Source organism: Streptomyces sp. NPDC059989, from assembly GCF_042736975.1.
Taxonomy (GTDB): domain Bacteria; phylum Actinomycetota; class Actinomycetes; order Streptomycetales; family Streptomycetaceae; genus Streptomyces.
The window spans coordinates 44,742-68,329 of sequence record NZ_JBHWUO010000026.1 but is presented as its reverse complement, the minus strand read 5'-3'; the positions used below and the strand labels follow the sequence as shown (position 1 = coordinate 68,329).

Sequence of the window (23,588 nt, the reverse complement as noted above, 5' to 3'; positions counted from 1 at the left end):
CCATCCCAGGACACGGCCGGAAGTAGATAGCGTGAAATCCGACATATTTCGCATCAGCGCAAGCCTTGCGGCTGTCAGCGTGACGGCACTCGCCCCGTCCTCTTGCGGGGCAGGCAAACCCGTCGTCACTCCAGAGGCCGTCACTCATTCCGAATTGGTCGGCCGATGGGATGGCGAGCGGAAATGCGGATCGCCGGTGGTCCGGCTACGCGACGATTACACTTTTTCCAGCAAAGACTTTCCGGTCGAGTGGGACGGCCCCGGGCCGGACTCGCAGGTGACACGCCGTTCATCCGACGGGGAATGGCATGGGGTCAACAAAGATCCCGGCCTGTCGCCCTATCTGGTACTTAATTTCAACAATCACAACGACGTCCAGTTTCTGCAATTCTTTTTGGAGAATGGAGAGCTGCAGATGGACGGGACTGTCTATGCGGGCGGGGGGGACCCATATCCCTACCCATGCCACTACAAACGCACTTCTGCCGACCCTGAGGCCTAGGATTCTTCTTTCGGGTCATCCCGCTGACCGGATGAAGTTGGCGGCGAAGTGGAGTCCGGCGAGAGAGACGGTGGCGGCCTGGGCGTCGAGGCCCCAGGCGTGGACGCGCGAGGGGGTCCTGACCTCCTCGACCTTTGAATCATTGCAGTGACGTTAACGATTCTTTCGATGTGAAGGGCAAGTGCGGGATTCGATCTACGATCCATGGATCCCTTCGCTTTGGCTTCTTCTCTGCATATGGATCACACAATGATTTCTGCACCGACGCGCCGACGTACCCTGTTCGCCGCCACCGTCCTCGTCCTCCTCGCTTCCGGCTGCGGCCTCGGCGACACCGACCGCAACCGCATCCGGGTGGGAGTCTCCGGCGACGCCTCGGAGTGGGACGTCCTCGCCAAGGAGGCCGCGAAGGAGGGCCTCACCGTCGAGACCGTCGTCTTCGACGACTACTCCTTGCCCAACAAGGCCCTCAGCGCCGGGGACATCGAGCTCAACGCCTTCCAACACCTCGTCTTCCTCGCGCAGTCGAACACCGAGAACAAGACCGACATCGCCCCCATCGCCCCGACCTCGGTGGTGCCCCTCGGCCTCTACTCCAGCAAGCACAAGCAGCTCGCCGACCTGCCCGACGCGGCCGAGATCACGCTGCCCAACGACCCCTCCAACCAGGGCCGCGGACTGCGCGTCCTGGAGCAGGCGAAAATCATCGAACTCCGGAAGGACGCCGGTCTCTTCGCCACCCCGGACGACATCACCGCCAACCCCAAGCACGTCAAGCTCACCCCGGTGAACGCCCAGCAGACCCCCCGTACCCTCCAGGACGCGGACGCCGCGATCATCAACAGCGGCGTCGCCGAGCTCGCGGGCGTCGGCTCCGAGAAGGCGCTCTTCAAGGACGACCCCGCGAGCCCGCAGTCCCTCCCGTACGTCAACGTCATCGCCGCCCGCGCGGACCAGAAGGACGACCCGACCTACCAGAAGATCGTCAAGCTCTACACCTCGCAGGCCGTACAGGACGAGGTCCGCCGCACCAGCAAGGGCACCGCCCATTACGTCGACCTGCCCGCCGCCGACCTCCAGGCCGAGGTCGCGCGCATCCAGAAGCAGCTGAAGCGATGACGGCCGCCGTGGAACTGCGGGACGTCCGCAAGGAGTTCCCCGGCGGAGCGCGCGCGGTCGACGGCGTCAGCCTGTCCGTCGAGGCGGGCACCGTCTTCGGGGTCGTCGGCCACAGCGGCGCCGGGAAGTCCACCCTGCTGCGCCTGGTCAACGGCCTGGAGGAGCCGACCTCCGGCAGCGTCCTCCTGGACGGCCACGACCTCTCCGCCCTCGGCGAGCGCCGGCTGCGCCCCATCCGCCGCGAAATCGGCATGATCTTCCAGCAGTTCAACCTCTTCCGCTCGCGCACCGTCCTCGGCAACGTCCTCTATCCGCTGCGCCTCGCCGGGATGGACCGCCGGGCGGCCAGGGCGCGCGCCGAGGAGACGCTCGACTTCGTCGGCCTCGCCGACCACGGCACGCGCTACCCCGAACAGCTCTCGGGCGGCCAGCGCCAGCGCGTCGGCATCGCCCGCGCGCTCGCCACCCGCCCCAAGGTGCTCCTCTGCGACGAGGCGACCTCCGCCCTCGACCCGCAGACCACCGCCGAGGTACTGACCCTGCTGCGCCGGGTCAACCGGGAGCTGGGCGTCACGATCCTCCTCATCACCCACGAGATGGAGGTCGTACGCGGGCTGTGCGACCGGGTCGCGGTCATGGAGGACGGCAAGGTCGTCGAGAGCGGCGAGGTCTACGAGGTCTTCGCGCGGCCGCGCCACCCGACCACGGCCGCCTTCGTGCGCGCCGCCCGGCACAGCGAGCCGGACGCCGAGCTGCTGGAGCGGCTGCGGACCCGCCACCCGGGACGCCTGGTCACGGTGCCGGTCGTCGACGGCAGCCCGGTCCTGGACGGGCTGTCCGGGCTCCTGCGCCGCCACGGCGTCGACTTCACCCTCGTGAACGGAGGTGTCGCCGACGTACGCGGCCGCCCCCTGGGCAGCGTGACCCTCGAACTGCGCGGCGAGAGCGCGGCGGTGGAAGCCGTCGTCACCGGACTGACCGGACTGACCGAAGCGAGCGGGCAGGCCGGTCAGACCAGGCCCGCCGGCCCCTCGCGCACGGAAGCGGGTGTCCGGTGAAGGCGGACTGGACCACCTTCTGGCCCAAAGTCCTCGACGCGACCGGCGAAACGGTCTACATGGTCCTCATCACCCTGGCGCTGTCCACGGTGAGCGGACTGGCGGCCGGCCTCACCCTCTACGCGACGCGCAAGGGCGGCGTCCTGCCGAACCGGCTCGTCCACGCGGTCCTCGGTGCCGTCATCAACATCGTCAGGCCCGTCCCGTTCGTCATCGCGATCGTCGCGCTCGCGCCCGTCACCCGCGGCGTGGTCGGGACGATGATCGGCACGGACGCGGCGATCTTCCCGATGACCGTCGTCGCGACCTTCGGGGTCGCACGGATCGTCGAGTCCAACCTGCTCTCCGTCGAACCTGGTGTGATCGAGGCGGCCCGGTCGATGGGGGCGAGCCCGCTGAGGATCCTGCTCACCGTCCTCGTGCCCGAGGCCCTGGGGCCGCTCGTCCTCGGCCTGACCTTCATGCTCGTCGCGCTGATCGACTTCTCGGCGGTCGCCGGGATGGTCGGCGGCGGGGGCGTCGGCAACCTGGCGATGACCTACGGCTACCTGCGCTTCGACACCTCGGTGATGGTGGTGACCGTACTCGTGCTGATCGGGCTCGTTCAGTCGGCGCAACTGCTGGGCAACCTGGTGTCCCGCAAGGTGCTCCGGCGCTGACCGGCCCCGACGGCCGCCGGTGGGGCCCGCCCGCCGGCGGCCGTCAGACCCCCGCCACCACCGACCCCAGCCACGCCCCCACCACCAGCAGGCACGCGAACAGCTCCACCAGCACGCTCGTCCCCACCGCCCGCATCACCGCCCGCACCGAAGCCCACGCCTCCCCGTGCGTCCCCAGGCGGAGCCGCTCGCACAGGTAGATGCCGCCCATGAAGCCCGGGACCGCCCCCAGCACCGGGACCAGTACGAAGCCCAGCACCGCCCCGGCACCCGCGAACACCGCCATCCGGCGGGTGACCCCCACCCCCCGCAGCCGCCGGGGCGGGAGCTGCCACTTCACCACCTGCACCACCAGCAGCAGGGCCGTCGCCGCGACCAGCAGGGCCCACGCCGCCGCCGACCGCTCGTGCAGCGCCCACCACATCAGCCCCGCCCACACCAGCCAGGTGCCCGGCACACCCGGGACCAGCACCCCGACCACCCCGAGCAGCAGCACCAGCCCCACCAGGAGCAGCTGAGGCAGATCCATCTGCCCAGCCTGACCGACCAGGGCCTATCGGGCCACCCAGCCCCGCTCGTACGCGTGCCAGCCCAGCTGGAGCCGCGTCGTGACCCCGGACAGCTCCATCAGCCCCTTCACCCGGCGCTGGACCGTCCGCAACCCCAGCTCCAGGTGCTTCGCCACGCTCGCGTCCGTCATCCCCGCCAGCAGCAGCGTCAGGATCTCCAGGTCCGTGGCGTCCGGGCCGCCGTCCGACTCCTCCGGCGCGCCGGTCGCGCCCAGCCGCAGCGGCAGCGACTCCCGCCACACCGCCTCGAACAGGCCCATCAGGGATTCCAGCAGCCCCGACGCGTGCACCACCAGCGCCGCCGGCTCCGCGCCGCGCTTCGTCAGCGGGACCATGGCGAGGGTCCGGTCCGCGATCACCAACTTCGTGGGGACCTCGCCCGTCACCCGGACCCGTTCCCCCCGGGCCAGCGCCGTCGACGCCTCGCGGATGCCGCTCGGCCCGGTCAGCACCTCCCGCTCGATCACCACCCGGTAGTCGACGCCCCGTACGGCAGCCCGCTCCTCCGCCTCGTTGTCGATGCCCCGCACCACCTGCGGGCGGCCGCTGACCAGCGCGCACACCTCCTCCACCGCGCCCAGCTGGAGCTGGTGGAAGCGGTGCGCCACCGCGCTCGCGCCCGTCACCACCTCCACCAGGTCGTGCACGGCCGGCTCGGCGGCCTCCGCCCGGTACTCCTCGGCCAGCAGCGCCGCCGCCAGCTCCGCCTGCTCCAGCTCGTGCCGCTGCTGGGTGAGGAGGGCCCCCAGGGCGACCCCCGGAGGCGCCGCCACCCAGCGCCCCGGCCGGGCCGAGGACTGCGCGGCCAGCCCCTGCCGCTCCAGGTGCCGCAGCGCCCGCTCCGTCTGCGGAACCGCCAGCGCCAGCCGGTGCGCGAGGTCGGGCACCTCCGCCGCCCCCAGCGCCACCAGAGCCCGGTACGCCGACTCCTGGCCCTCGTCCAGGCCTATCGCACCCAGCAACGCGTCCACCCGCCCTTTCAACAGCGCCTGGCGGGAAGCGGCCACGGCGCAAACCCGCCGTGGACATCATCGCCGCACCCCCCGCCTCTCTGTAAAGGTCGAGCCACCGCAGCACCAACATCCGCCGGCCAGAAGCCATTTACGCGGCAGCTTTGCCGTGCAATGCCGTAGTTGGCCGGAATTCACCTGGGGAGAGCGATGCGCCCGATATCGCGTACGGCACTGGGAACGGCCACCGCTGCCGTCCTGGCCGTCACCGCCGTGGGCCCGTCCACGGCACAGCCGAGCGGCGGAGCGCCGGACACAAGACCCGTCGTCGGGAGCGAGGCGGCCGGAAAGCAGCCCACCGCGCCCGTCACCGTGACCCTGGTCACCGGAGACCGGATCCTGGTCTCCACCGACGCCGCCGGCCGCACCGCGGCGACCGCCATGCCGCGCCCGGACGGCTCGCAGCCCATCGTGCAGACCCGCCAGAACGGCAAGGACCTGTACGTCTACCCCGAGAGCGCGATCAAGGCGCTCGCCGCGGGCAGGACCGACCACGAACTCTTCAACGTCACCGGCCTCATCCGGCAGGGCTACGACGACGCCCACACCAAGAAGCTCCCCCTGATCGCGGTCTACGACGGCACCGTGAACGTGGCGCGCAGCGCCCCGCCCGCGCCCCGCGGCGCCGACCGCTCCCTCGTCCTCGGCTCCATCGGCGGCGTCGCGCTCGCCGCCGACAAGGAGCAGGCCGCCGCCTTCTGGGCCGATGTCACCGCCGACGTCTCCGGCGCGGACGCCCGGGCCCGCTCCGCGTCCGGCGGGCTGAAGAAGCTGTGGCTGGACGGCAAGGTCCAGGCGAACCTGGAGCGCTCAACCAAGCAGGTCAACGCCCCCGCCGCCTGGGCCGCCGGCTACGACGGCAAGGGCACCAAGGTCGCCGTCCTCGACACCGGCACCGACCTGGAACACCCCGACCTCAAGGGCCGCGTCGCCCAGTCGAAGAACTTCACCGACTCCGACACCGACACCGACCGGCAGGGCCACGGCACCCACACCATCTCCACCGTCGGCGGCTCCGGAACCGAGAGCGGCGGCGCCAAGAAGGGCGTGGCCCCCGGCGCCGAGCTGCTCAGCGGCAAGGTCCTCAACGACGCGGGCTACGGCCTCGACTCGTGGATCATCGCCGGCATGGAATGGGCCGTCGAGTCCAAGGCCGACGTGGTCTCCATGAGCCTGGGCGACCCCTCCCAGACGGCCTGCGACGACCCGCTCGCCGCGGCAGCCGAGCGGCTCTCCCAGCAGGGCCCGCTGTTCGTGATCGCCGCCGGCAACTCCGGCCCCGGCAACAACACCGTCTCCTCGCCCGGTTGCGCGGCGAGCGTGCTCACCGTCGGCGCCGTCGACCGCGACGACACCACCGCCTCCTTCTCCAGCCGCGGTCCCGCCGGACTCCAGCACACCCTGAAGCCCGAGATCGCGGCTCCCGGCGTCGGCATCTCCGCCGCCGCCGCGGGCGGCCGCGGGGTGTACGCCTACCAGTCCATGTCCGGCACTTCGATGGCCACCCCGCACGTCGCGGGCGCCGCCGCCATCGTCAAGCAGCGCCACCCCGACTGGACTTCGCAGCAGATCAAGGCCGCCCTTGTCGGATCCGCCAACACCGGCGTCCCCGGCGACGTACGGGAGACCGGCGGCGGCCGCCTCGACGTGAAGGCCGCCATCGACACCACCGTCACCGGCGCCCCCGCCGTACAGGGCGGCGCGTACAACTGGCCGCAGGACCGCAGCGACCGCACCGGCGTCGAGATCCCGTACACCAACACCGGTACCAGGCCCGTCACCTTGAACCTCGCCGTCGAGAAGGTCACCGGCAACGACGGCTCCGCCGTCCGCAGCCAGGTCGCCCGCCTCGACAAGCGCACGGTGACCGTCCCGGCCGGCGCCACCGTCAAGGTGCCGCTCGCCCTCGACCCGGCCGCGAAGCTGGAGCGCTCCCAGTACGGGGACGTCACCGGCCGCGTCGTCGCCACGGCGAACGGCGTGCGCGTCTCCACCCCCTTCTCGCTCTACGTAGAGCCCGAGACGGTGACCCTGCGCGTCAAGCTCGTCGACCGCGCGGGCAAGCCGGCCGCCGGACCGTCCTCCCTGGACGTGATCGGCACCGACGACGCCACCGGCGAGCGCCGCTTCAACGAGGGCTCCGTCGACCAGGTCTACCGGGTCCGCCCCGGCTCCTACTTCCTCTCCGCCTTCGTCGGCACCCCCGACGCGGGCGAGGGATCCACGCTGATCGACTCGCTCACCTACCTCGGCCGGCCCCAGGTGGAGCTGAAGAAGGACACCACGATCGTGCTGGACGCCCGCAAGGCGGCCCGGCTCTCCATCGCCGCGGACAAGCCCACCGAGGCCCGCAGCACCACCCTCTCCTTCGCCCGCAGTTGGGACGACGCCTGGCTGCACGCGGGCACGGCCATGGGCGGCCGCACCATCCGCGGCTTCTACGCCTCGGTCGAAGGCAAGGCCGACGAGGGCGGGTTCGAGTTCGGCAGCTACTGGCGCGCCGGCGCGCCGCTGATCTCCGAGCTGAAGGCCACCGGCGGCCCGGTGCTGCACCCGATCACCGCCTCCACCGGCAGCGACAACCTCGACGGGACCGGCAGCGCACCCCTCGTCAACGCGGGCGGCGGCACCCCCGAGGAGCTGGCCGCGGCCGGCGCCAAGGACGCCATCGTGCTGGTGAAGGCGGCCGACGCATCCCTGAACGAGACCGCGGGCCACGCGAAGGCGGCAGGCGCCAAGGCCGTGCTCGCCTACCGCGACGCCCCCGGCCGCTGGGTCGGCTTCACCGGTTACGGCGGCGGCGCCCTCCCCGCCCTGACCATCGAATCCGGCGAGGCGAAGGCACTGCTGGCCAAGCTCGGCGCGGGCAAGGTCACGCTGAACTGGAAGGGCAGCGCGAAGAGCCCGTACATCTACAACCTGGCGCAGATCGAGAAGGGTTCGGTCCACGGGGACCGCACCTACCGGGTGCGCGACCGCGACCTCGGCACCGTCGAGTCGACCTACGGCTCCATGGGCGTGGCCGCCCAGTACCCCGACCTCGTCGGGGCCTACCGGCCGCTGGGCCACGCGGTGTTCTTCGGCAGCCTGGAGACCGTCGCGGTGCCCGCCGCGCGCACCGAGTACTACTCGGCCGGTGACACCGCCTGGGACCACCTGATCTCCAGCAGCTTCCCGTGGGGCGAGTTCATGGTCGACCAGCACCGCACCTACACCAAGGGCGCCCAGCGCACCGAGAGGTGGTACGACGGGGTCGTCGGCCCGGTCGCGCCGCGGGACTCGGCGGGGCGGCCGGTGCTGGCCGCCGAGCGGCAGGGCAACCTGATCGGCTTCGCGAGTGCGATGTGGGGCGACAGCGGGCACTACGCGCAGCCGGGCAGCTTCGGCGACGTCGGCAACCTGGTGCTCAAGCGCAACGGCGAGCAGATCGGCGACAGCTGGTACCCGTCCGGGGTCTTCGAGGTCCCGGCCGAGGAGTCGACGTACGAACTCACCCAGCTGATCGAGAAGTTCGGCGCCCCGGCGCGGGTCTGGCAGCGCTCGCAGGCGGTGCAGACCAGCTGGACCTTCCGTTCGAAGCTGGACGCGTCGCAGTACTCCCAGGCCCTCCCGATCCTCTTCCCGTCGCTCTCCCTCCCGGAGGACGGCAGGAAGACCCTCGCCGCGGCCAACGGCCAGAGCATCGGACTGGGCATCACCGGGCACGCGGGGTACGCGCCGGGCGCGCTGAAGTCGGCGAAGCTCTCGTACTCCTACGACGGTGAGAACTGGACGGAGGCGAAGGTCGGCGAGCGCGGCGGCAAGTGGACCGCGGTCGTGGACCACGCCGGAGCCGCCGGCAAGCCGGTGTCGCTGAAGGTCGAACTGACCGACGCGAACGGCGCCATGGTCACCCAGACGGTCGCGCGGGCGTACGACGTCCGCTGATCCGTACGGGTAGAGCGGAAGGGGTCCACCGGGCGGCGGCCCGGTGGACCCTTTTCGTGCATTCGACGTTTTCCGGCCGCGCGGCAGGCCCAGAATGAGGGCATGAGTCAGCAGGGCGCGGGCGCGGACGACTGGTGGCAGAAGCTCTACGAGGACCCGGACGCGGGACCGGAACCCGACCCGGGGGACACCCTGGACAACCGGTTCCGCTCGGCGTCGGTCCTGACCACGGACCCGGCCGCCGGGCCGCCGGAACCCGCCGTGCCACCGGCCGCCCCTGCGCGCGGGCCGGCCCGGCCCCCGGAGCCGCCGCAGGCCGCCCTCCCGACCCCCCGCGCGGAACCCCTGCCGCCGCGGGACTTCGGCCCGCCCGCCGGCCCTCCGCTGCCGGACCCGGCCCGTCCGGAGCCACCCCAGCCACCCCAGCCGCCCCCTGCCCCGCCGGTTCCCGCCCGGCCCGCCGATCCGGCGCCGATGCGGGATTCCGGCCTGCCCGGGCAGTCGCCCGCAGAGGGCGCGGGCCGGCCGGAGCCCGGGCCGGTTCCGCCCCCCGCCCCGGATGCGGGCCCTGGCCGGCCGCCGGCGGCGGATGCCGGGCATCCGGCGCCTGCTCCGCCCGGGCCCCCGCCCGCCCCGCCGGTGCCCGCCCCGCCCGCCGATCCGCCGCCGGGACCGTTCCGGCAGGGCGGGCCGGGGCAGTCGGTGCCGGCGCCGCCGTCGGCTCCGCCGTGGGGAGACGTTCCGCCCGGGCCGGCGCAGGGGCTGGTGCCGGGGCCGCGGACGGCTCCGGATCCGGGGATCTCCGCCGTGCCGCTGCCACTACAGCCACCACCGCCACCACCGCTCCCGCGGGATCCGCGGGCCGCCGGGGGCGTCACCGGGTACGCGCTCGGGGACGTGGACGTGCCGCCGGCGGAGCCGGCCGGGCTGCCGGACTGGCGGTGGGAGGCGCCGCGCAACGAGGACCTGACCGAGGAGCTGCCGCAGCCGGCCCCCGCCCCCGTACCGGAGCCGGCGGCGCCGGAGCGGCGGCCCGAGGTGAGCCACCTCGGCGACCGGGCACCCACCTACGCCCCCGAGCCCGGCGCGCTGCCCGCAGCCGACCCGGCCGCCCTCGACGCGCTCACCCCCGACACCGTCCTGGAGGGCGCCCGCTACGGCACCTACACCCTGCGCGCCGCCTCCCTGCGCGGGGACTCCGCCCGCTTCCGCGGCGAGGCCCGCCGGGACTTCCTGCTCACCGCCCGCTTCGGCAGCGGCGACGGTGCCCTGGTCCTGGTGGCCCTCGCCGGCGGCGACCGGGCCGCCCCCGGGGCCGCCGCGGCGGCCGCCGAGCTCTGCCACACCGTCGCGGCGGCCGTCGGGCGCAGCCAGGAGCGGCTGGCCGACGACATCCTCGCCGGGCGCCGCGACGCCCTGCGCTCCGGCCTCCAGCGCCTCACCGACCGCGGCTACGGGCGGCTGCGGGCCCGCGCCGCCGAGCTCGGCCTCGCCGAGGAGGCGTACACCGCCGGACTGCGCGGGCTGCTGCTGCCGGTGGACCCGAGCTGCCGGACCCGGGTCAGCTTCGGCGCGGGCGCGGGCGGCCTGTTCCGGCTGCGCGGCGGGCACTGGGAGGACCTGGAGCCCGCAGGCCGGCCGGGCCGACCGGGAGACCCAGGGCAGCCAGGCCAACCGGGGCAGCCAGGCCAACCGGGGCAGTCGGGGCACCCGGGGCTCCCGGGGCACGCAGGCCATCCGGGGCAGCCGGGGTATGCGGGCCGGCCGGGCCCGCCCCACCCCGCCGACCCCCCGGAGGGAACCGGCTTCCGGTTCCGCGCCTCCCTGGCCCGCCCCGGCGACACCCTGCTGCTGTGCTCCGGCGGCCTCGCCGACCCGATGCGCGAGGAGGGCCTGCTCCCGGCCGAGCTCGCCGCCCGCTGGTCGGAAGCCGAGCCGCCCGGCCTGGCGGCCTTCCTCGCGGACACCCAGCTCCGCCTCAAGGGGTACGCCGACGACCGGACGGCCGCCGCGGTCTGGGAGGCGTAACCGTACGGAACGTGCATGGATGGAAGGCGCACACGGCAAAGGCAGCGGCACAGCCGAACCGGAAAGGGCGCCCCTTCCATGGCCAAGCAGAACGTGGCGGAGCAGTTCGTGGACATCCTCGTGCGCGCGGGCGTGCGGCGGATGTACGGAGTCGTAGGCGACAGCCTGAACCCGATCGTCGACGCGATCCGCCGAACGGGCGGCATCGAATGGATCCAGGTCCGCCACGAGGAGACGGCGGCCTTCGCGGCCGGCGCCGAGGCCCAGATCACCGGTCGCCTCGCCGCCTGCGCGGGCTCCTGCGGCCCCGGGAACCTGCACCTGATCAACGGCCTCTACGACGCCCAGCGCTCGATGGCCCCGGTCCTCGCGCTCGCCTCGCACATCCCCTCCAGCGAGATCGGCCTCGGCTACTTCCAGGAGACCCACCCCGATCAGTTGTTCCGCGAGTGCAGCCACTACAGCGAGCTGATCTCCAACCCCCGCCAGATGCCCCGGCTGCTCCAGACCGCCGTGCAGCACGCCATCGGCCGCAGTGGCGTCAGCGTGGTCGCCCTGCCCGGGGACATCGCCTCCCTGCCCGCCCCCGAGAAGGCCGTCGAGCACGCGCTCGTCACCGCCCGGCCGACCGTGCGCCCCGGCGACGGGGAGATCGAGAAGCTGGTCCGGCTCGTCGACGAGGCGGACAAGGTCACGCTCTTCTGCGGCAGCGGCACCGCCGGCGCGCACGCCGAGGTGATGGAGTTCGCGGGCCGGGTCAAGGCGCCCATCGGGCACGCCCTGCGCGGCAAGGAGTGGATCCAGTACGACAACCCGTACGACGTCGGCATGAGCGGACTGCTCGGCTACGGCGCGGCCTACGAGGCCACCCACGAGTGCGATCTGCTGGTCCTGCTCGGCACCGACTTCCCGTACAACGCCTTCCTCCCCGACGACGTGAAGATCGTCCAGGTGGACATCCGGCCCGAACACCTCGGCCGCCGCTCGCAGTTGGACCTCGCCGTCTGGGGCGACGTACGGGAGACCCTGCGCGCCCTGAACACCCGGGTGAAGGCCAAGACGGACCGCCGCTTCCTGGACCGCATGCTGAAGAAGCACGCGGACGCGCTGGAAGGCGTGGTCAAGGCCTACACGCGCAAGGTGGAGAAGCACACCCCGATCCACCCCGAGTACGTGGCGGCGGTCCTCGACGAACTGGCCGACGAGGACGCGGTGTTCACCGTCGACACCGGTATGTGCAATGTGTGGGCGGCGCGCTATCTTTCGCCGAACGGCAAGCGGCGCATCATCGGCTCCTTCAGTCACGGCTCCATGGCCAACGCCCTCCCGCAGGCCATCGGCGCACAGTTCACCGACCGGAACCGTCAAGTGGTGTCGATGTCGGGCGACGGCGGTTTCTCGATGCTGATGGGAGATTTCCTCACCCTGGTGCAGTACGACCTGCCCGTCAAAGTGGTCCTCTTCAACAACTCATCCCTCGGAATGGTCGAGTTGGAGATGCTGGTTTCCGGCCTGCCGTCCTACGGGACGACGAACAAGAACCCCGACTTCGCCGCGATCGCCCGCGCGGCGGGCGCGTACGGGGTCCGCGTGGAGAAGCCCAAGCAGCTCACAGGGGCTTTGAAGGACGCGTTCCGGCACAAAGGGCCCGCTCTGGTGGATGTGGTGACCGACCCCAACGCCCTGTCGATTCCGCCCAGGATCAGTGCCGAGATGGTGACCGGTTTCGCACTTTCCGCCAGCAAGATCGTGCTCGACGGCGGAGTGGGCCGGATGATCCAGATGGCTCGATCCAACCTCCGCAACGTACCGCGGCCATAAGCCCGCAGGAGTGCGGAACGGCCCGGAGGGCATGCATCCCGTAGTTCTGTTCGAGACCGACGGACGTGGGAGGTACATCGCCGTGCGGGTGGGGGCGAAGACGGGGAAGCCGTGGAAGAGAGGGAGGCCGGTGCCGCGTGAGCCGTCGGCCGAGGACAGGCTGGAGATCACGCGGAGTGTGCGCCGGGCCGATCTGAAGGCGGTGGGCGAAATCCGCCGGGCCCTGCGGGAGTTGATGCGCCACCGGTGCACAGTGGACACCGCCGGGGTGGCGGAGCTGCTGATCACCGAACTCGTCACCAACGCCCTCGTCCACACCGAACAGGGTGCGGAGGTGTCCGCAAGCCTGGCCGCCGGCCGGTTACGGGTCGAGGTCCGCGACTTCGCCACCCGCCTGCCCCGGCCGTACGTACCGACCGCCGACGACGGTACGCACGGCAGGGGACTGGTGCTGGTGCAAACGCTCGCCGACGCCTGGGGCGTGGACGCGGACGCGCCGGGCCGCGGCAAAGTGGTCTGGTTCGAACTGGACGGAGAGCCCGCCTGAGCAGGCGGGCCCTCCGGGGTGCGCGGGCGGACCCGTCAGCCGAACTGCTGCTCCAGGTCCTTCAGTTTGCGCTCCAGTGAGTCGAGTCGGGGGATGGTCTGGGTGTCGTCCTCGGCGGTGAGGTCCACCGTCCGGGGGCCGGTCACCTCAACGGACGGGGTACGGGTCACGGCCTGCAGGGAGGGCCGGATGGGGGCCCCTCCCAGCGGTAGCTGGGGGAGCAGGGGCAGCTGGTCCGATTCCGGTATGGCCGGCTCCGCGCCGACCGGCGCGGAGCCCGCTCCCTGGGTCAGTTCGGGGAGGTCGACCTGGCGGGCGCGGGCCCGTCCGAACGCGCGGTGCTGGCGGCCCAGCGCCTTGATATGCGCGCGGTCCAGGCGGTGCTGCTCCCGCCTGCGGTGCCGGTCGTTCTCCTTCTCCTTCTTGTCCTCGCGCACCTCGTCCACGGCCTCGTCGAGGGTGCGCACGCCCTCCAGCAGCATGAGGGACCACGCGCCGAAGGTCTCCCGGGGCGCCCGCATCCAGCGGACCATCCGGATCTGCGGCAACGGCCGCGGGATCAGGCCCTGTTCGCGCAGCGCCGCCCGGCGGGTCTGCTTGAGGGCCCGGTCGAAGAGGACGGCCGCCGAGAGCGACATGCCGGCGAAGAACTGCGGAGCCCCGTCGTGGCCCATCCCGCGCGGCGCGTGCACCCAGTTGAACCAGGCGGCCGCGCCCGCGAACAGCCAGACCAGCATGCGCGAGCCGAGGGCCGCGTCGCCGTGGCTGGCCTCGCGGACGGCGAGCACCGAGCAGAACATGGCGGCGCCGTCGAGGCCGAAGGGGACCAGGTACTCCCAGCCTCCGGAGAGGTTGAGGTTCTGCCGGCCGAAGCCGACCAGTCCGTGGAAGGAGAGCGCGGCGGCCACCGCCGCGCAGCAGAAGAGCAGGACGTAGGAGGCGGTCCCGTAGACGGCCTCCTTGCGCCGGCGGCGCTCCTCACTGCGCTCCCAGCTGTCGTCGGCCGCGGCCTTCTCGCTCTCGCGCTTGCCCCGGGCCAGTACCGCAACTGCCGCAAGTACGCCCAGGATCAGCAGGCTGCCGGGCAGCAGCCAGTCCAGCGATATGTCGGTCAGTCTCATGCGGATGTCCTTGCCTCGCGTCTGCGGCTGTGCGGCTTTCCGGGCGCCATAGTGGCGCAGCCGGTCGGCCGTACACGCGGGTTTCGGGGCAAGTGGACGCCATCGGGGGGCGGGGCCCGCCGGATAGGGTGTTGTGGCTCGAACTGGAGCCCGTGCGAACGGTGTTGAGTTCGATTACGGTCACCCCTGGGGGTGGGTTCATCCGGTGGCGGCCGCCGTGAGCCGGGCGATGCGGTCCGCGTCGCAGGTGCGGGGGCAGGTGACGCAGGTGTCGTCCGGCCGGATCGTGTAGAAGAGGCAGCAGCTCGCCCGGTCCCGGGTGGGCAGCTCCGTGCCGTCCGGGCCGGCGAGCGTACGGAACCCCGCGCCGCCGGTGTACGGGGCGGTCGAGCCGGGCAGCAGCGCCTCCAGCTCGGCCATGGCCCGCTGCTCCTCGCCGAGCAGGTGGCCGACGTACCAGAGGCCCTCGACCACCTCGTCGGTCACCATGCCCCACAGGGCGCGGCGGCCGCGCCGCATCCGCGGGCCGAAGCCCTCCAGCACGGGCCCGAGGTGCTGGGCCACCGCGGCCCGCACCTCCTCGCGCAGCGCCTCCTCGTCGGGCACGACCCGGGCCCCGGGGAGAGCGGCCGCCGGGTCGTCCGGCAGGCAGGCGAATTCGGCGACGTGCACGGCCATCCGGCCCAGCGTCCGGTGGAAGGCCACGTCGGCGGCCGGGAGCCGGGGGACCCGCCGGTGCAGGAACCAGGGGAGGGTGATCAGCAGGCAGGCCGGCCAGGCGTACCGGTGCAGCCCGAAGCTCGCCACCACGTCGGGGCGGGCCTGGCGCCCGTAGTCCTTGAGCACCTGGGCGTTGTCCCAGGCGAGGAAGGCGTCCAGGGCCGCGCCGCCCGCCGCGAGCTCGTCCGCACCGACCCACCCCACACCGCGAGGGGCCGGTTCGTGCGCGGCCCGCTCGACGACCCGAAGCCCGCTGAACACCTCGGCCAGGCGGGCGTACGCGTCCGCCACCGGGGAGCCGGCCGGGGCGGGGGGCAGGGTGGGGGAGGGGGCCGTGAAGGTCGTGACGGTCATGCGGGACCACCGAATCACACGATCGTTAACAGGTTAGCCTTACCTTACCTGATTGTGGTCAGGCCGTATCCTCAGGGCAGGCCGAGACCCCCGTAGGAGGACCGAGTGCACGACACGGCCCGAACGGGGATTCCGGAACCCCGGAAGGTGCTGCGCCATTCGGTGCGCGGGCAGGTCCTCGACGCGCTGCGCGCGGCGCTGGTCGACGGGGATCTGGTGCCGGGCGAGATCTACTCGGGGCCGGCCCTGGGGGAGCGCTTCGGCGTCTCCGCGACGCCCGTGCGCGAGGCGATGCAGCAGCTGGCCCTTGAGGGGGCCGTGGAATGCCTTCCGAACCGGGGCTTCCGGGTCGTGTCGCGCACCCCGCGCGAGCTGGCCGAGCTGGCGGAGGTACGGGCCCTGCTGGAGGTCCCCGTCATGCTGAGGCTGGCCCGGGCGGTGCCGGCGGCCACGTGGGAGGCCCTGCGGCCGGCGGCGGCCGCCACGGCCGCGGCGGCGGCGCGGGGCGACCTGCCGGGCTATGCGGAGGCGGACCGGGCCTTCCACGGCGAGGTGCTCGCCCTGGCGGGCAACGCGCAGCTGGTGGCGGTGGCCGCGGAACTCCACCGCCGGGCCCAGTGGCCCCTCCCGGGCGCCCCCCGGATCCGGCGTGCCGACCTCGTCGCCGACGCGGCGGAGCACTCCGCGCTGCTGGAGGCCCTGATCGCCGGCGACCTCCCGGTGGTGGAGTCCCTGGTCCGCGAACACTTCGCAGGCACCCCTGTCTGAGGCCGCGCGGGGGCTGGGGCTCCGCCCCGCACCCCGCACCCCGCGCCTCAAACGCCGGCGGGGCTGGATGTGCCCCCTGAGTGCGCGGGCGCGGCCACAAGCCCGGGGCTCCGCCCCGTACCCCGCTCCTCAAACGCCGGAGGGGCTGGATTTGCCCCCGCCTGAGTGCGTCCGTGCGGGCACAAGCCCGGGGCTCCGCCCAGGCCTTGGAGGGCGGGGCTGCCCGGAGGGCAATCTCAGCCCCTCCGGCGTTTGAGGAGCGGGGTCTGGGGCGGAGCCCCAGCGGCGGCGCCGCACCGCCATCCGGCTACGCCGGGGCGGGGGCCAGCTGGTCCGCCAGCCAGGTGGGGATGCCACCCAGGAGGTGGAACAGGCGGCGGGCCTCCGCGCGTAGACGTGCGGCCTCGGGTTCGGGTTCGGCCTCCGCGAGCGCGGCAAGGGCCGGGGCCGTGCCGATCAGGAAGCCCAGGTCCTCCCGGATGCGGAGGGACTCCGCGAAGCCCTTGCGGGCCTCCGCCACTTCCCCGTCCCGCAGGGCCAGCGCAGCCAGGTGCCGCCACGTGAAGGACAGCAGCAGCGTGTCCCCGTGCGCCAGCGCCCCCGCATGGGCCCGCCGGTACGCCGGAGCGGCCGACTGCGGGGCGTCCGTCAGGTGCTCGGCGACCAGGCCCCGGCGGAAGTCCAGCAGCGGGCGGGTGCGGGATCCCGGCGAGAGCAGGGCCGCCGCCCGGCCCAGGGCGGAGCGGGCCTCGTCGGCCCGGTCCCGGACCCCGAGCACGGTCGCCGCGTACGCCAGCTGTCCCCGCTCGCACGCGGCGGCGCCCCGGTCGTCGTCGTCCTGCGCGACCGCCTCGGCGACCCGCAGCGCGTCCTCGGCCTCCGCCCAGCCCTGCCCCGTGAACAGGCACCGCTCGACCAGCAGCGCGGTCCGCTGCACGGCGGCCCCCGCATGATCCAGATGCGGCGCCAGCAGCGCCGCGGCGTCGGTCCAACAGCCGCGCGAGCGCAGCCGCCATATCGCCCGCTGGAGGGGGTCGTCTCCCCCGGTAGTTCCGGCACTCGACATGGCGGTATCCGCCACATTGCCCTCCCCAAAGCAACCAAGCAGCACATCGTTGAGCCCTGGGGCGAAATGAGAGCACGGATCGGCGGGTTCGGCCAAGGGGTCGGGTGAACTCTTTCACAAAGTCCGGACCCTTCGTCAGGCGCCCCCTCGGGCCGACCCCGTCCCACCGGGGCGGATCTTCTCAGCTCATGCGCAGTGCCAGGAAGAAGTCGAGCTTGTCCTCCAGCCGGGAAAGGTCGCGCGCCGTCAACTGCTCGATTCGCCCGACCCGGTAGCGCAGCGTGTTGACGTGCAGGTGCAGCCGGGTCGCGCACCGGGTCCACGATCCGTCGCAGTCCAGGAAGGCCTCCAGCGTCGGGATGAGCTCCGCGCGGTGGCGCCGGTCGTAGTCCCGCAGCGGGTCCAGCAGCCGGGCCGTGAAGGCGCGGCGGACGTCGTCCGGGACGAACGGCAGCAGCAGCACGTGCGAGGCCAGCTCGTGGTGGCCGGCGGCGCACACCCGGCCCGGGCGGGCCGCGGCGACCCGGCGGGCGTGCCGGGCCTCCTCCAGCGCCCCGCGCAGCCCCTCGGCGGAGTGCACGGCCGCGCTGACGCCCAGCGTGAGCCGGCCGTCGTCGGCCAGACCCGCCTGGAGGGGGTCCCGTACGGACGCGAGCAGCACATCGGCGTGCAGGGCCGAGTCGGGGCCCTTGTCCTCCCCGCCCTCCCCGGACAGCGAGGGGAGCGGTACGAGGGCGATGGCCTCGTCCCCGGCGTGGGCGACGGCGATCCGGTCCGAGGGCTCCGGCCCCGACACGGACGGGTCGACGAGGATCTCCTCCAGCAGCGACTGGGCCACCGGGCCGCCGGGGATGTCCCCGCCGTCCCAGTCCACCCGGGCCACGACGACCTGCCAGTGCGGTGCCGACCCGAGCCCGGGCAGCAGCACCGGGGCCGCCACCCGCAGGCGGGCGGCGATCTCGGCGGGCGGTGCACCCGTCTGGACCAGTTCCAGGACCTCCTGTGCGAGGCGCCGGCGCACCGTGCGGGCGGCGTCGCGCCGGTCCCGCTCGACGGCGATCAGCTGGGTGACGCCCTGCAGCAGGTCAAGGCGCTCGGCGGGCCAGTCGCCCGCGTCCGCCTCGACGGCCAGCAGCCAGTCCGACAGCACGCTCTCGCGCACGTCCCGGGCGCCCGGACCGGCCGCGCCGCGACCGTGTCCCCTGATCGGGAAGAGCGAGTAGGTAATACCCTGGATGGAGATCCGGTGCGGTCCCCTGCGGCCCGTCCGGACCGCCGCGAGGTGCTCGCTCGCCAGTGCTGCGCAGACGCCCGGCGCCAGCGGCTCGCCCGCCCCGGCGATCTGCCGGCCCGTGGGGGACAGCACCCAGGCCCGGAGATCGAGGTCGGTGGTGAGCAGATCCAGCACCACGTCGGGGCCGCCACCGGCCGGTCCCGAGGTCATGAGGCGACGGTGTCGGTCCACGACCGCCGCGAGATCCCCGGCGCGCTCCCCCGAGACCTGCCGCACCACGTACTCGGTGATCGTGGCGAATGCAACGTCTTCGTTCACAGCGAACAGCGGCAGACGATTGCGCAAACAGGCCGAGACCAGATCATCGGGGATGTCCCCGAGCTCCGCCTCGCCGGCGGCCAGCCCCGCCACGCCCGCGCTCGCGAGGATTCGTACGAACGGCTCTGAGTCGGCTGAATTTCTTCGCCAGGCCAGGCCGGTGAGGACGAGTTCGCCCCCGGAGAGGTATCGGCTGGGATCCCTCAGGTCGGTCGTCATGACCCCGCGGACCGTCCGGTCGAGTTCTTCCTCGCCGCCCAGCAGCCGCAGCCCCAGCGCCTCGGTTTCCAGCAGTGCGCGCAGCCGCATGATGTCGCCGCCGATCTGTCTCGAATGTTGCCGTTGGAAATCGGGCAGGTCGTCGCATCCTGCCTTTCATACGAATCTACAAGACGAGGGAGGTCGTCAGCCAACTCCTTCATGGTTTCGGTGACTGCACCCGGGGGACAGGCGGCCGGTGTACTGAGTCCACACCGCGTTAACAGCACGTGAACGACCAGTCGAGGGCCTTAGGCCTCCTGGCTTGAAGTGAACGACCCGATTAGTAAGAAGAGAGCCGCACATGGACTTCCTTCGCCCCGCCAGCTGGGAGGAGGCGCTCGCCGCTAAGGCCGAGTTCCCCACAGCTGTGCCGATTGCGGGTGGCACCGATGTGATGGTCGAGATCAACTTCGACCACCGCCGTCCGGAGTACCTCCTGGACCTGAACCGCATCGGTCTGCTGCGGGAGTGGGAGGTCGGCGAGGACGTTGTCCGTCTGGGCGCCTCCGTCCCGTACACGCAGATCATGGAAAACCTCCGCACGGAGCTCCCGGGTCTCGCGCTCGCCTCGCACACGGTCGCGTCCCCCCAGATCCGTAACCGCGGCGGTGTCGGCGGCAACCTCGGTTGCGCCTCGCCGGCCGGCGACTCCCACCCCGCGCTGCTCGCGGCGGGCGCCGAGGTCGAGGTCGAGTCCGTACGCGGCTCTCGCCTGATCCCGATCGACGAGTTCTACACCGGCGTCAAGCGCAACGCGCTCGCCGCCGACGAGCTCATCAAGACCATCCACATCAAGAAGGCGGATGGCCCCCAGCAGTACTCCAAGGTCGGTTCCCGCAACGCGATGGTCATCGCGGTCTGCGCGTTCGGCCTGGCCCTGCACCCGGAGACCCGCACCGTGCGTACGGGCATCGGTTCGGCCGCGCCGACGCCGATCCGGGCGAAGGCCGCCGAGGAGTTCTTGAACGCCGCGCTCGAAGAGGGTGGCTTCTGGGAGTCCGGCAAGGTCATCACTCCGTCGATCGCCAAGCAGTTCGGTGACCTCGCCTCCGGCGCGGCCAACCCGATCGACGACGTCCGCGGCACGGCGAAGTACCGCCGTCACGCGGTAGGCATCATGGCTCGCCGCCAGCTCGTCTGGACCTGGGAGCAGTACCGCGGCACCACCGGCCGCTCGCTTGAAGGGGCTGCGTAATCATGCGCGTCAATTTCACTGTCAACGGCCGTCAGCAGGAAGCCGACGATGTGTGGGAGGGCGAGTCCCTTCTCTACGTCCTGCGCGAGCGCCTGGGCCTGCCGGGTTCGAAGAACGCCTGTGAGCAGGGCGAGTGCGGTTCGTGCACCGTCCGTCTCGACGGCGTGCCGGTCTGTTCGTGTCTGGTCGCGGCCGGTCAGGTCGAGGGTCGCGACGTCGTGACCGTCGAGGGCCTGGCGGAGTTCGCCAAGCAGCGCGAGGAGCACGGACACGGCGGTGCCTGCGGCACCGGCGGCGGCTGCGGCAGCAAGGGCGGCGTCTCCCTGGACGCGGCCAAGCAGTGGCAGGCCAAGCCCGGCGACTCGCAGACCGGCGAGGGCGTCGAGCTCTCGAACATCCAGCAGGCCTTCATCGACGCCGGCGCCGTGCAGTGCGGTTTCTGCACCCCGGGCCTCCTGGTCCAGGCCGACGCGCTGCTGGAGGAGAACTCCTCCCCGTCCGACCAGGACATCCGTGAGGCCCTGTCCGGCAACCTCTGCCGCTGCACGGGCTACGAGAAGATCCTCGACGCGGTCCGCCTCGCGGCCGCCCGTCAGTCTGAGGCGGTCTGACCATGGCCCAGAACACGCGCACGGTTCCGGCGGGTACGCCGACCAACGTCACGCAGAAGCACACCAAGGGCGGCATCGGCGAGTCCACGCTGCGCCCGGACGGCACCCTCAAGGTGACCGGTGAGTTCGCGTACTCCTCGGACATGTGGCACGAGGACATGCTGTGGGGCCAGACGCTCCGCAGCACCGTGGCCCACGCCGAGATCGTCTCGATCGACATCTCCGAGGCCCTGGCGATGCCGGGTGTCTACTCGGTGCTGACGTACGACGACCTGCCGGCCGAGATGAAGAACTACGGCCTCGAGATCCAGGACACCCCGGTTCTCGCCAACGGCCGGGTACGTCACCACGGTGAGCCGGTCGCCCTCGTGGCCGCCGACCACCCGGAGACCGCCCGCCGCGCGGCCGCCAAGATCAAGATCGACTACCGTGAGCTGCCGCTCGTCACGGACGAGGCCTCCGCCCTCGCCGAAGGCGCGCCGCTGATCCACGAGGGCCGCGACGACCACCACATCGGTCACGTCCCGCACCCGAACATCGTGCACCGCCAGCCGATCATCCGCGGCAACGTGGAAGAGGCCCGCAAGCGCGCCGACGTGATCGTCGAGGGCGAGTACACCTTCGGCATGCAGGACCAGGCCTTCCTCGGCCCGGAGTCCGGCCTGGCCGTGCCGTCCGAGGACGGCGGTGTCGACCTCTACGTCGCCACCCAGTGGCTGCACTCGGACCTCAAGCAGATCGCCCCCGTCCTCGGTCTCCCCGAGGAGAAGGTGCGCATGACGCTCTCCGGCGTCGGCGGTGCCTTCGGTGGTCGCGAGGACATCTCGATGCAGATCCACGCCTGCCTCCTGGCCCTGGCCACGAACAAGCCGGTCAAGATCGTCTACAACCGGTTCGAGTCCTTCTTCGGGCACGTGCACCGTCACCCGGCGAAGCTCTACTACGAGCACGGCGCCACCAAGGACGGCAAGCTCACGCACATGAAGTGCAAGATCGTCCTGGACGGCGGCGCCTACGCGTCCGCTTCCCCGGCGGTCGTGGGCAACGCGTCCTCCCTCTCCGTCGGCCCGTACGTCATCGACGACGTCGACATCGAGGCGATCGCGCTCTACACGAACAACCCGCCCTGTGGCGCGATGCGCGGCTTCGGTGCCGTCCAGGCCTGCTTCGCCTACGAGGCCCAGATGGACAAGCTCGCGGCGAAGCTGGGCATGGACCCGGTCGAGTTCCGCCAGCTGAACGCCATGGAGATGGGCACGATCATGCCCACCGGCCAGGTCGTGGACTCCCCGGCGCCCGTCGCCGAGCTGCTGCGCCGGGTCAAGGCCCGCCCGCTGCCGCCCGAGAACCAGTGGGAGACCGCCGGTCAGGGTGCGGACGTCCGCGCGCTGCCCGGTGGCCTCTCCAACACCACCCACGGTGAGGGCGTCGTCCGCGGCGTCGGCTACGCGGTCGGCATCAAGAACGTCGGCTTCTCCGAGGGCTTCGACGACTACTCGACCGCCCGCGTGCGCCTCGAGGTCATCAACGGCGAGCCCGTCGCGATGGTCCACACGGCCATGGCGGAGGTCGGCCAGGGCGGTGTCACCGTCCACGCCCAGATCGCCCGTACGGAGCTGGGTGTCACGCAGGTGACCATCCACCCGGCCGACACGCAGGTCGGCTCCGCCGGTTCCACGTCCGCCTCGCGGCAGACGTACATGACCGGTGGCGCCGTGAAGAACACCTGTGAGGCCGTCCGCGAGGCCGTCCTGGAGATCGGCCGCCGCAAGAACGGGTCCTACCACCCGGCGTGGGCGACCGCCGAGCTGCTCCTCGAGGGCGGCAAGGTCGTCACCGACGGCGGCGAGGTCCTCGCGGACCTGGCCGACATCCTGGAGGGCGAGGACGCGATCGACCTGGAGCTGGAGTTCCGGCACCGGCCGACCGTCCCCTTCGACCTGGTCACCGGCCAGGGCGACGGCCACGTCCAGTACACCTTCGCCGCGCACCGCGCGGTGGTCGAGGTGGACACCGAGCTCGGCCTCGTCAAGGTCGTCGAGCTGGCGACCGCCCAGGACGTCGGCAAGGCCCTGAACATGCTTTCCGTGGTCGGCCAGATCCAGGGTGGTACCACCCAGGGCCTGGGCGTCGCGATCATGGAAGAGATCATCGTGGACCCGAAGACCGCGAAGGTGCGCAACCCCTCCTTCACGGACTACCTGATCCCGACCATCCTCGACACCCCGACCATCCCGGTCGACGTCCTGGAGCTCGCCGACCCGAACGCGCCCTACGGCCTTCGCGGTATGGGCGAGGCCCCGACCCTCTCGTCCACCCCGGCCGTCCTCGCGGCGATCCGGCAGGCGACGGGTCTGGAGCTCAACAAGACGCCGATCCGTCCGGAAGCCCTCACCGGCACCCTCTAGGACGGCGTGGTCCGGGGGCCGCGTGGCCCCCGGACCCCCCCAAAGACTCTCCGGGCGGTGTGACACACGGGAACGTCACACTTCCAGTCGCACCGCCCGGAGTACACGAAGTGCCGCACCGCTCGCGGTCCTTTACCGGCAACACCCCGCAACACCCCGCAATACCCCGCAGTACCCCTGCAAGAACATTCGTAGTACCAGCGGTCACCCCCGCACTACCCGCAGTACACGCAGTGCACAATTCGCGTCGCCTCGGGCCGTCACCCCGGGTCGTGCAGCCAACGCAGTTTCC

General features: G+C 72.2%; 18 protein-coding genes. 12 read left to right on the top strand and 6 right to left on the bottom strand.

Going from position 1 to position 23,588, the window contains the following annotated elements; translation table 11 throughout:
* Positions 1-31: 31 nt before the first annotated feature.
* The 4 genes from ACFWBN_RS23430 (at position 32) to ACFWBN_RS23415 (ending at position 3,338) form a co-directional block, all read left to right on the top strand.
* Positions 32-502: a hypothetical protein gene (locus ACFWBN_RS23430; protein WP_385178849.1), complete on the top strand. Its 471-nt coding sequence runs from the start codon at positions 32-34 to the stop codon at positions 500-502.
* Between the two features lie 249 nt (positions 503-751).
* A complete protein-coding gene (locus tag ACFWBN_RS23425) occupies positions 752-1,621 on the top strand; it encodes a MetQ/NlpA family ABC transporter substrate-binding protein (protein ID WP_385178848.1) in 870 nt (289 codons plus the stop codon).
* A complete protein-coding gene (locus ACFWBN_RS23420) occupies positions 1,618-2,679 on the top strand; it encodes a methionine ABC transporter ATP-binding protein (protein ID WP_385178847.1) in 1,062 nt (353 codons plus the stop codon). Before ACFWBN_RS23425 ends, ACFWBN_RS23420 begins: the two co-directional genes overlap by 4 nt.
* A complete protein-coding gene (locus ACFWBN_RS23415; protein WP_385178846.1) occupies positions 2,676-3,338 on the top strand; it encodes a methionine ABC transporter permease in 663 nt (220 codons plus the stop codon). Before ACFWBN_RS23420 ends, ACFWBN_RS23415 begins: the two co-directional genes overlap by 4 nt.
* Before the next feature lie 43 nt (positions 3,339-3,381).
* Here the strand turns inward: ACFWBN_RS23415 and ACFWBN_RS23410 are convergent, their stop codons facing one another.
* Together ACFWBN_RS23410 and ACFWBN_RS23405 are read right to left on the bottom strand one after the other, a co-directional pair.
* The gene (locus tag ACFWBN_RS23410; RefSeq protein ID WP_385178845.1) at positions 3,382-3,867 is read right to left on the bottom strand and encodes a DUF456 domain-containing protein; all 486 of its coding nucleotides are present in this window, start codon (positions 3,865-3,867) and stop codon (positions 3,382-3,384) included.
* 24 nt (positions 3,868-3,891) lie between these two features.
* Positions 3,892-4,869, bottom strand: coding sequence for a helix-turn-helix domain-containing protein (locus tag ACFWBN_RS23405; protein WP_385178892.1), 978 nt, complete (start codon positions 4,867-4,869; stop codon positions 3,892-3,894).
* 198 nt (positions 4,870-5,067) lie between these two features.
* Here ACFWBN_RS23405 and ACFWBN_RS23400 point away from each other — a divergent pair, with 198 nt between their 5' ends.
* The 4 genes from ACFWBN_RS23400 to ACFWBN_RS23385 all read left to right on the top strand — a co-directional run bounded on the left by ACFWBN_RS23400 (position 5,068) and on the right by ACFWBN_RS23385 (position 13,240).
* Positions 5,068-8,844 (top strand): S8 family serine peptidase, encoded by a 3,777-nt coding sequence (locus ACFWBN_RS23400; protein ID WP_385178844.1) that lies wholly within the window; start codon positions 5,068-5,070, stop codon positions 8,842-8,844.
* A gap of 102 nt (positions 8,845-8,946) precedes the next feature.
* Complete coding sequence (locus tag ACFWBN_RS23395) at positions 8,947-10,872, top strand: hypothetical protein (RefSeq protein ID WP_385178843.1); 1,926 nt, start codon at positions 8,947-8,949, stop codon at positions 10,870-10,872.
* Positions 10,873-10,950: 78 nt separating this feature from the next.
* Entirely contained in the window at positions 10,951-12,693 is a 1,743-nt protein-coding gene (locus ACFWBN_RS23390) for a pyruvate dehydrogenase (RefSeq protein WP_385178842.1), read from the top strand.
* A 130-nt stretch (positions 12,694-12,823) separates the two neighbouring features.
* Positions 12,824-13,240, top strand: coding sequence for an ATP-binding protein (locus ACFWBN_RS23385; protein WP_385178841.1), 417 nt, complete (start codon positions 12,824-12,826; stop codon positions 13,238-13,240).
* A gap of 35 nt (positions 13,241-13,275) precedes the next feature.
* On the opposite strand, the gene ACFWBN_RS23380 is transcribed toward ACFWBN_RS23385, so the two are convergent.
* Both ACFWBN_RS23380 and ACFWBN_RS23375 read right to left on the bottom strand, forming a co-directional pair.
* Positions 13,276-14,361, bottom strand: coding sequence for a DUF2637 domain-containing protein (locus tag ACFWBN_RS23380; protein WP_385178840.1), 1,086 nt, complete (start codon positions 14,359-14,361; stop codon positions 13,276-13,278).
* A 198-nt stretch (positions 14,362-14,559) separates the two neighbouring features.
* Entirely contained in the window at positions 14,560-15,435 is an 876-nt protein-coding gene (locus tag ACFWBN_RS23375; protein ID WP_385178839.1) for a (2Fe-2S)-binding protein, read from the bottom strand.
* A 105-nt stretch (positions 15,436-15,540) separates the two neighbouring features.
* Between ACFWBN_RS23375 and ACFWBN_RS23370 the strand changes: the two genes are divergently transcribed.
* Positions 15,541-16,203: a GntR family transcriptional regulator gene (locus ACFWBN_RS23370; protein WP_385178838.1), complete on the top strand. Its 663-nt coding sequence runs from the start codon at positions 15,541-15,543 to the stop codon at positions 16,201-16,203.
* A 307-nt stretch (positions 16,204-16,510) separates the two neighbouring features.
* Here the strand turns inward: ACFWBN_RS23370 and ACFWBN_RS23365 are convergent, their stop codons facing one another.
* Both ACFWBN_RS23365 and ACFWBN_RS23360 read right to left on the bottom strand, forming a co-directional pair.
* Positions 16,511-17,269, bottom strand: coding sequence for a hypothetical protein (locus ACFWBN_RS23365; protein WP_385178891.1), 759 nt, complete (start codon positions 17,267-17,269; stop codon positions 16,511-16,513).
* 181 nt (positions 17,270-17,450) lie between these two features.
* Entirely contained in the window at positions 17,451-19,130 is a 1,680-nt protein-coding gene (locus tag ACFWBN_RS23360; protein WP_385178837.1) for a PucR family transcriptional regulator, read from the bottom strand.
* 253 nt (positions 19,131-19,383) lie between these two features.
* Here ACFWBN_RS23360 and ACFWBN_RS23355 point away from each other — a divergent pair, with 253 nt between their 5' ends.
* The 3 genes from ACFWBN_RS23355 to ACFWBN_RS23345 are packed head-to-tail and all read left to right on the top strand — an operon-like array spanning position 19,384 to position 23,296.
* Positions 19,384-20,277: an FAD binding domain-containing protein gene (locus tag ACFWBN_RS23355; protein WP_385178836.1), complete on the top strand. Its 894-nt coding sequence runs from the start codon at positions 19,384-19,386 to the stop codon at positions 20,275-20,277.
* A gap of 2 nt (positions 20,278-20,279) precedes the next feature.
* On the top strand, positions 20,280-20,888 hold the full coding sequence (locus tag ACFWBN_RS23350) for a (2Fe-2S)-binding protein (RefSeq protein WP_385178835.1): 609 nt from the start codon (positions 20,280-20,282) through the stop codon (positions 20,886-20,888).
* Positions 20,889-20,890: 2 nt separating this feature from the next.
* A complete protein-coding gene (locus ACFWBN_RS23345) occupies positions 20,891-23,296 on the top strand; it encodes a xanthine dehydrogenase family protein molybdopterin-binding subunit (protein WP_385178834.1) in 2,406 nt (801 codons plus the stop codon).
* The last annotated feature ends 292 nt before the right edge of the window (positions 23,297-23,588 follow it).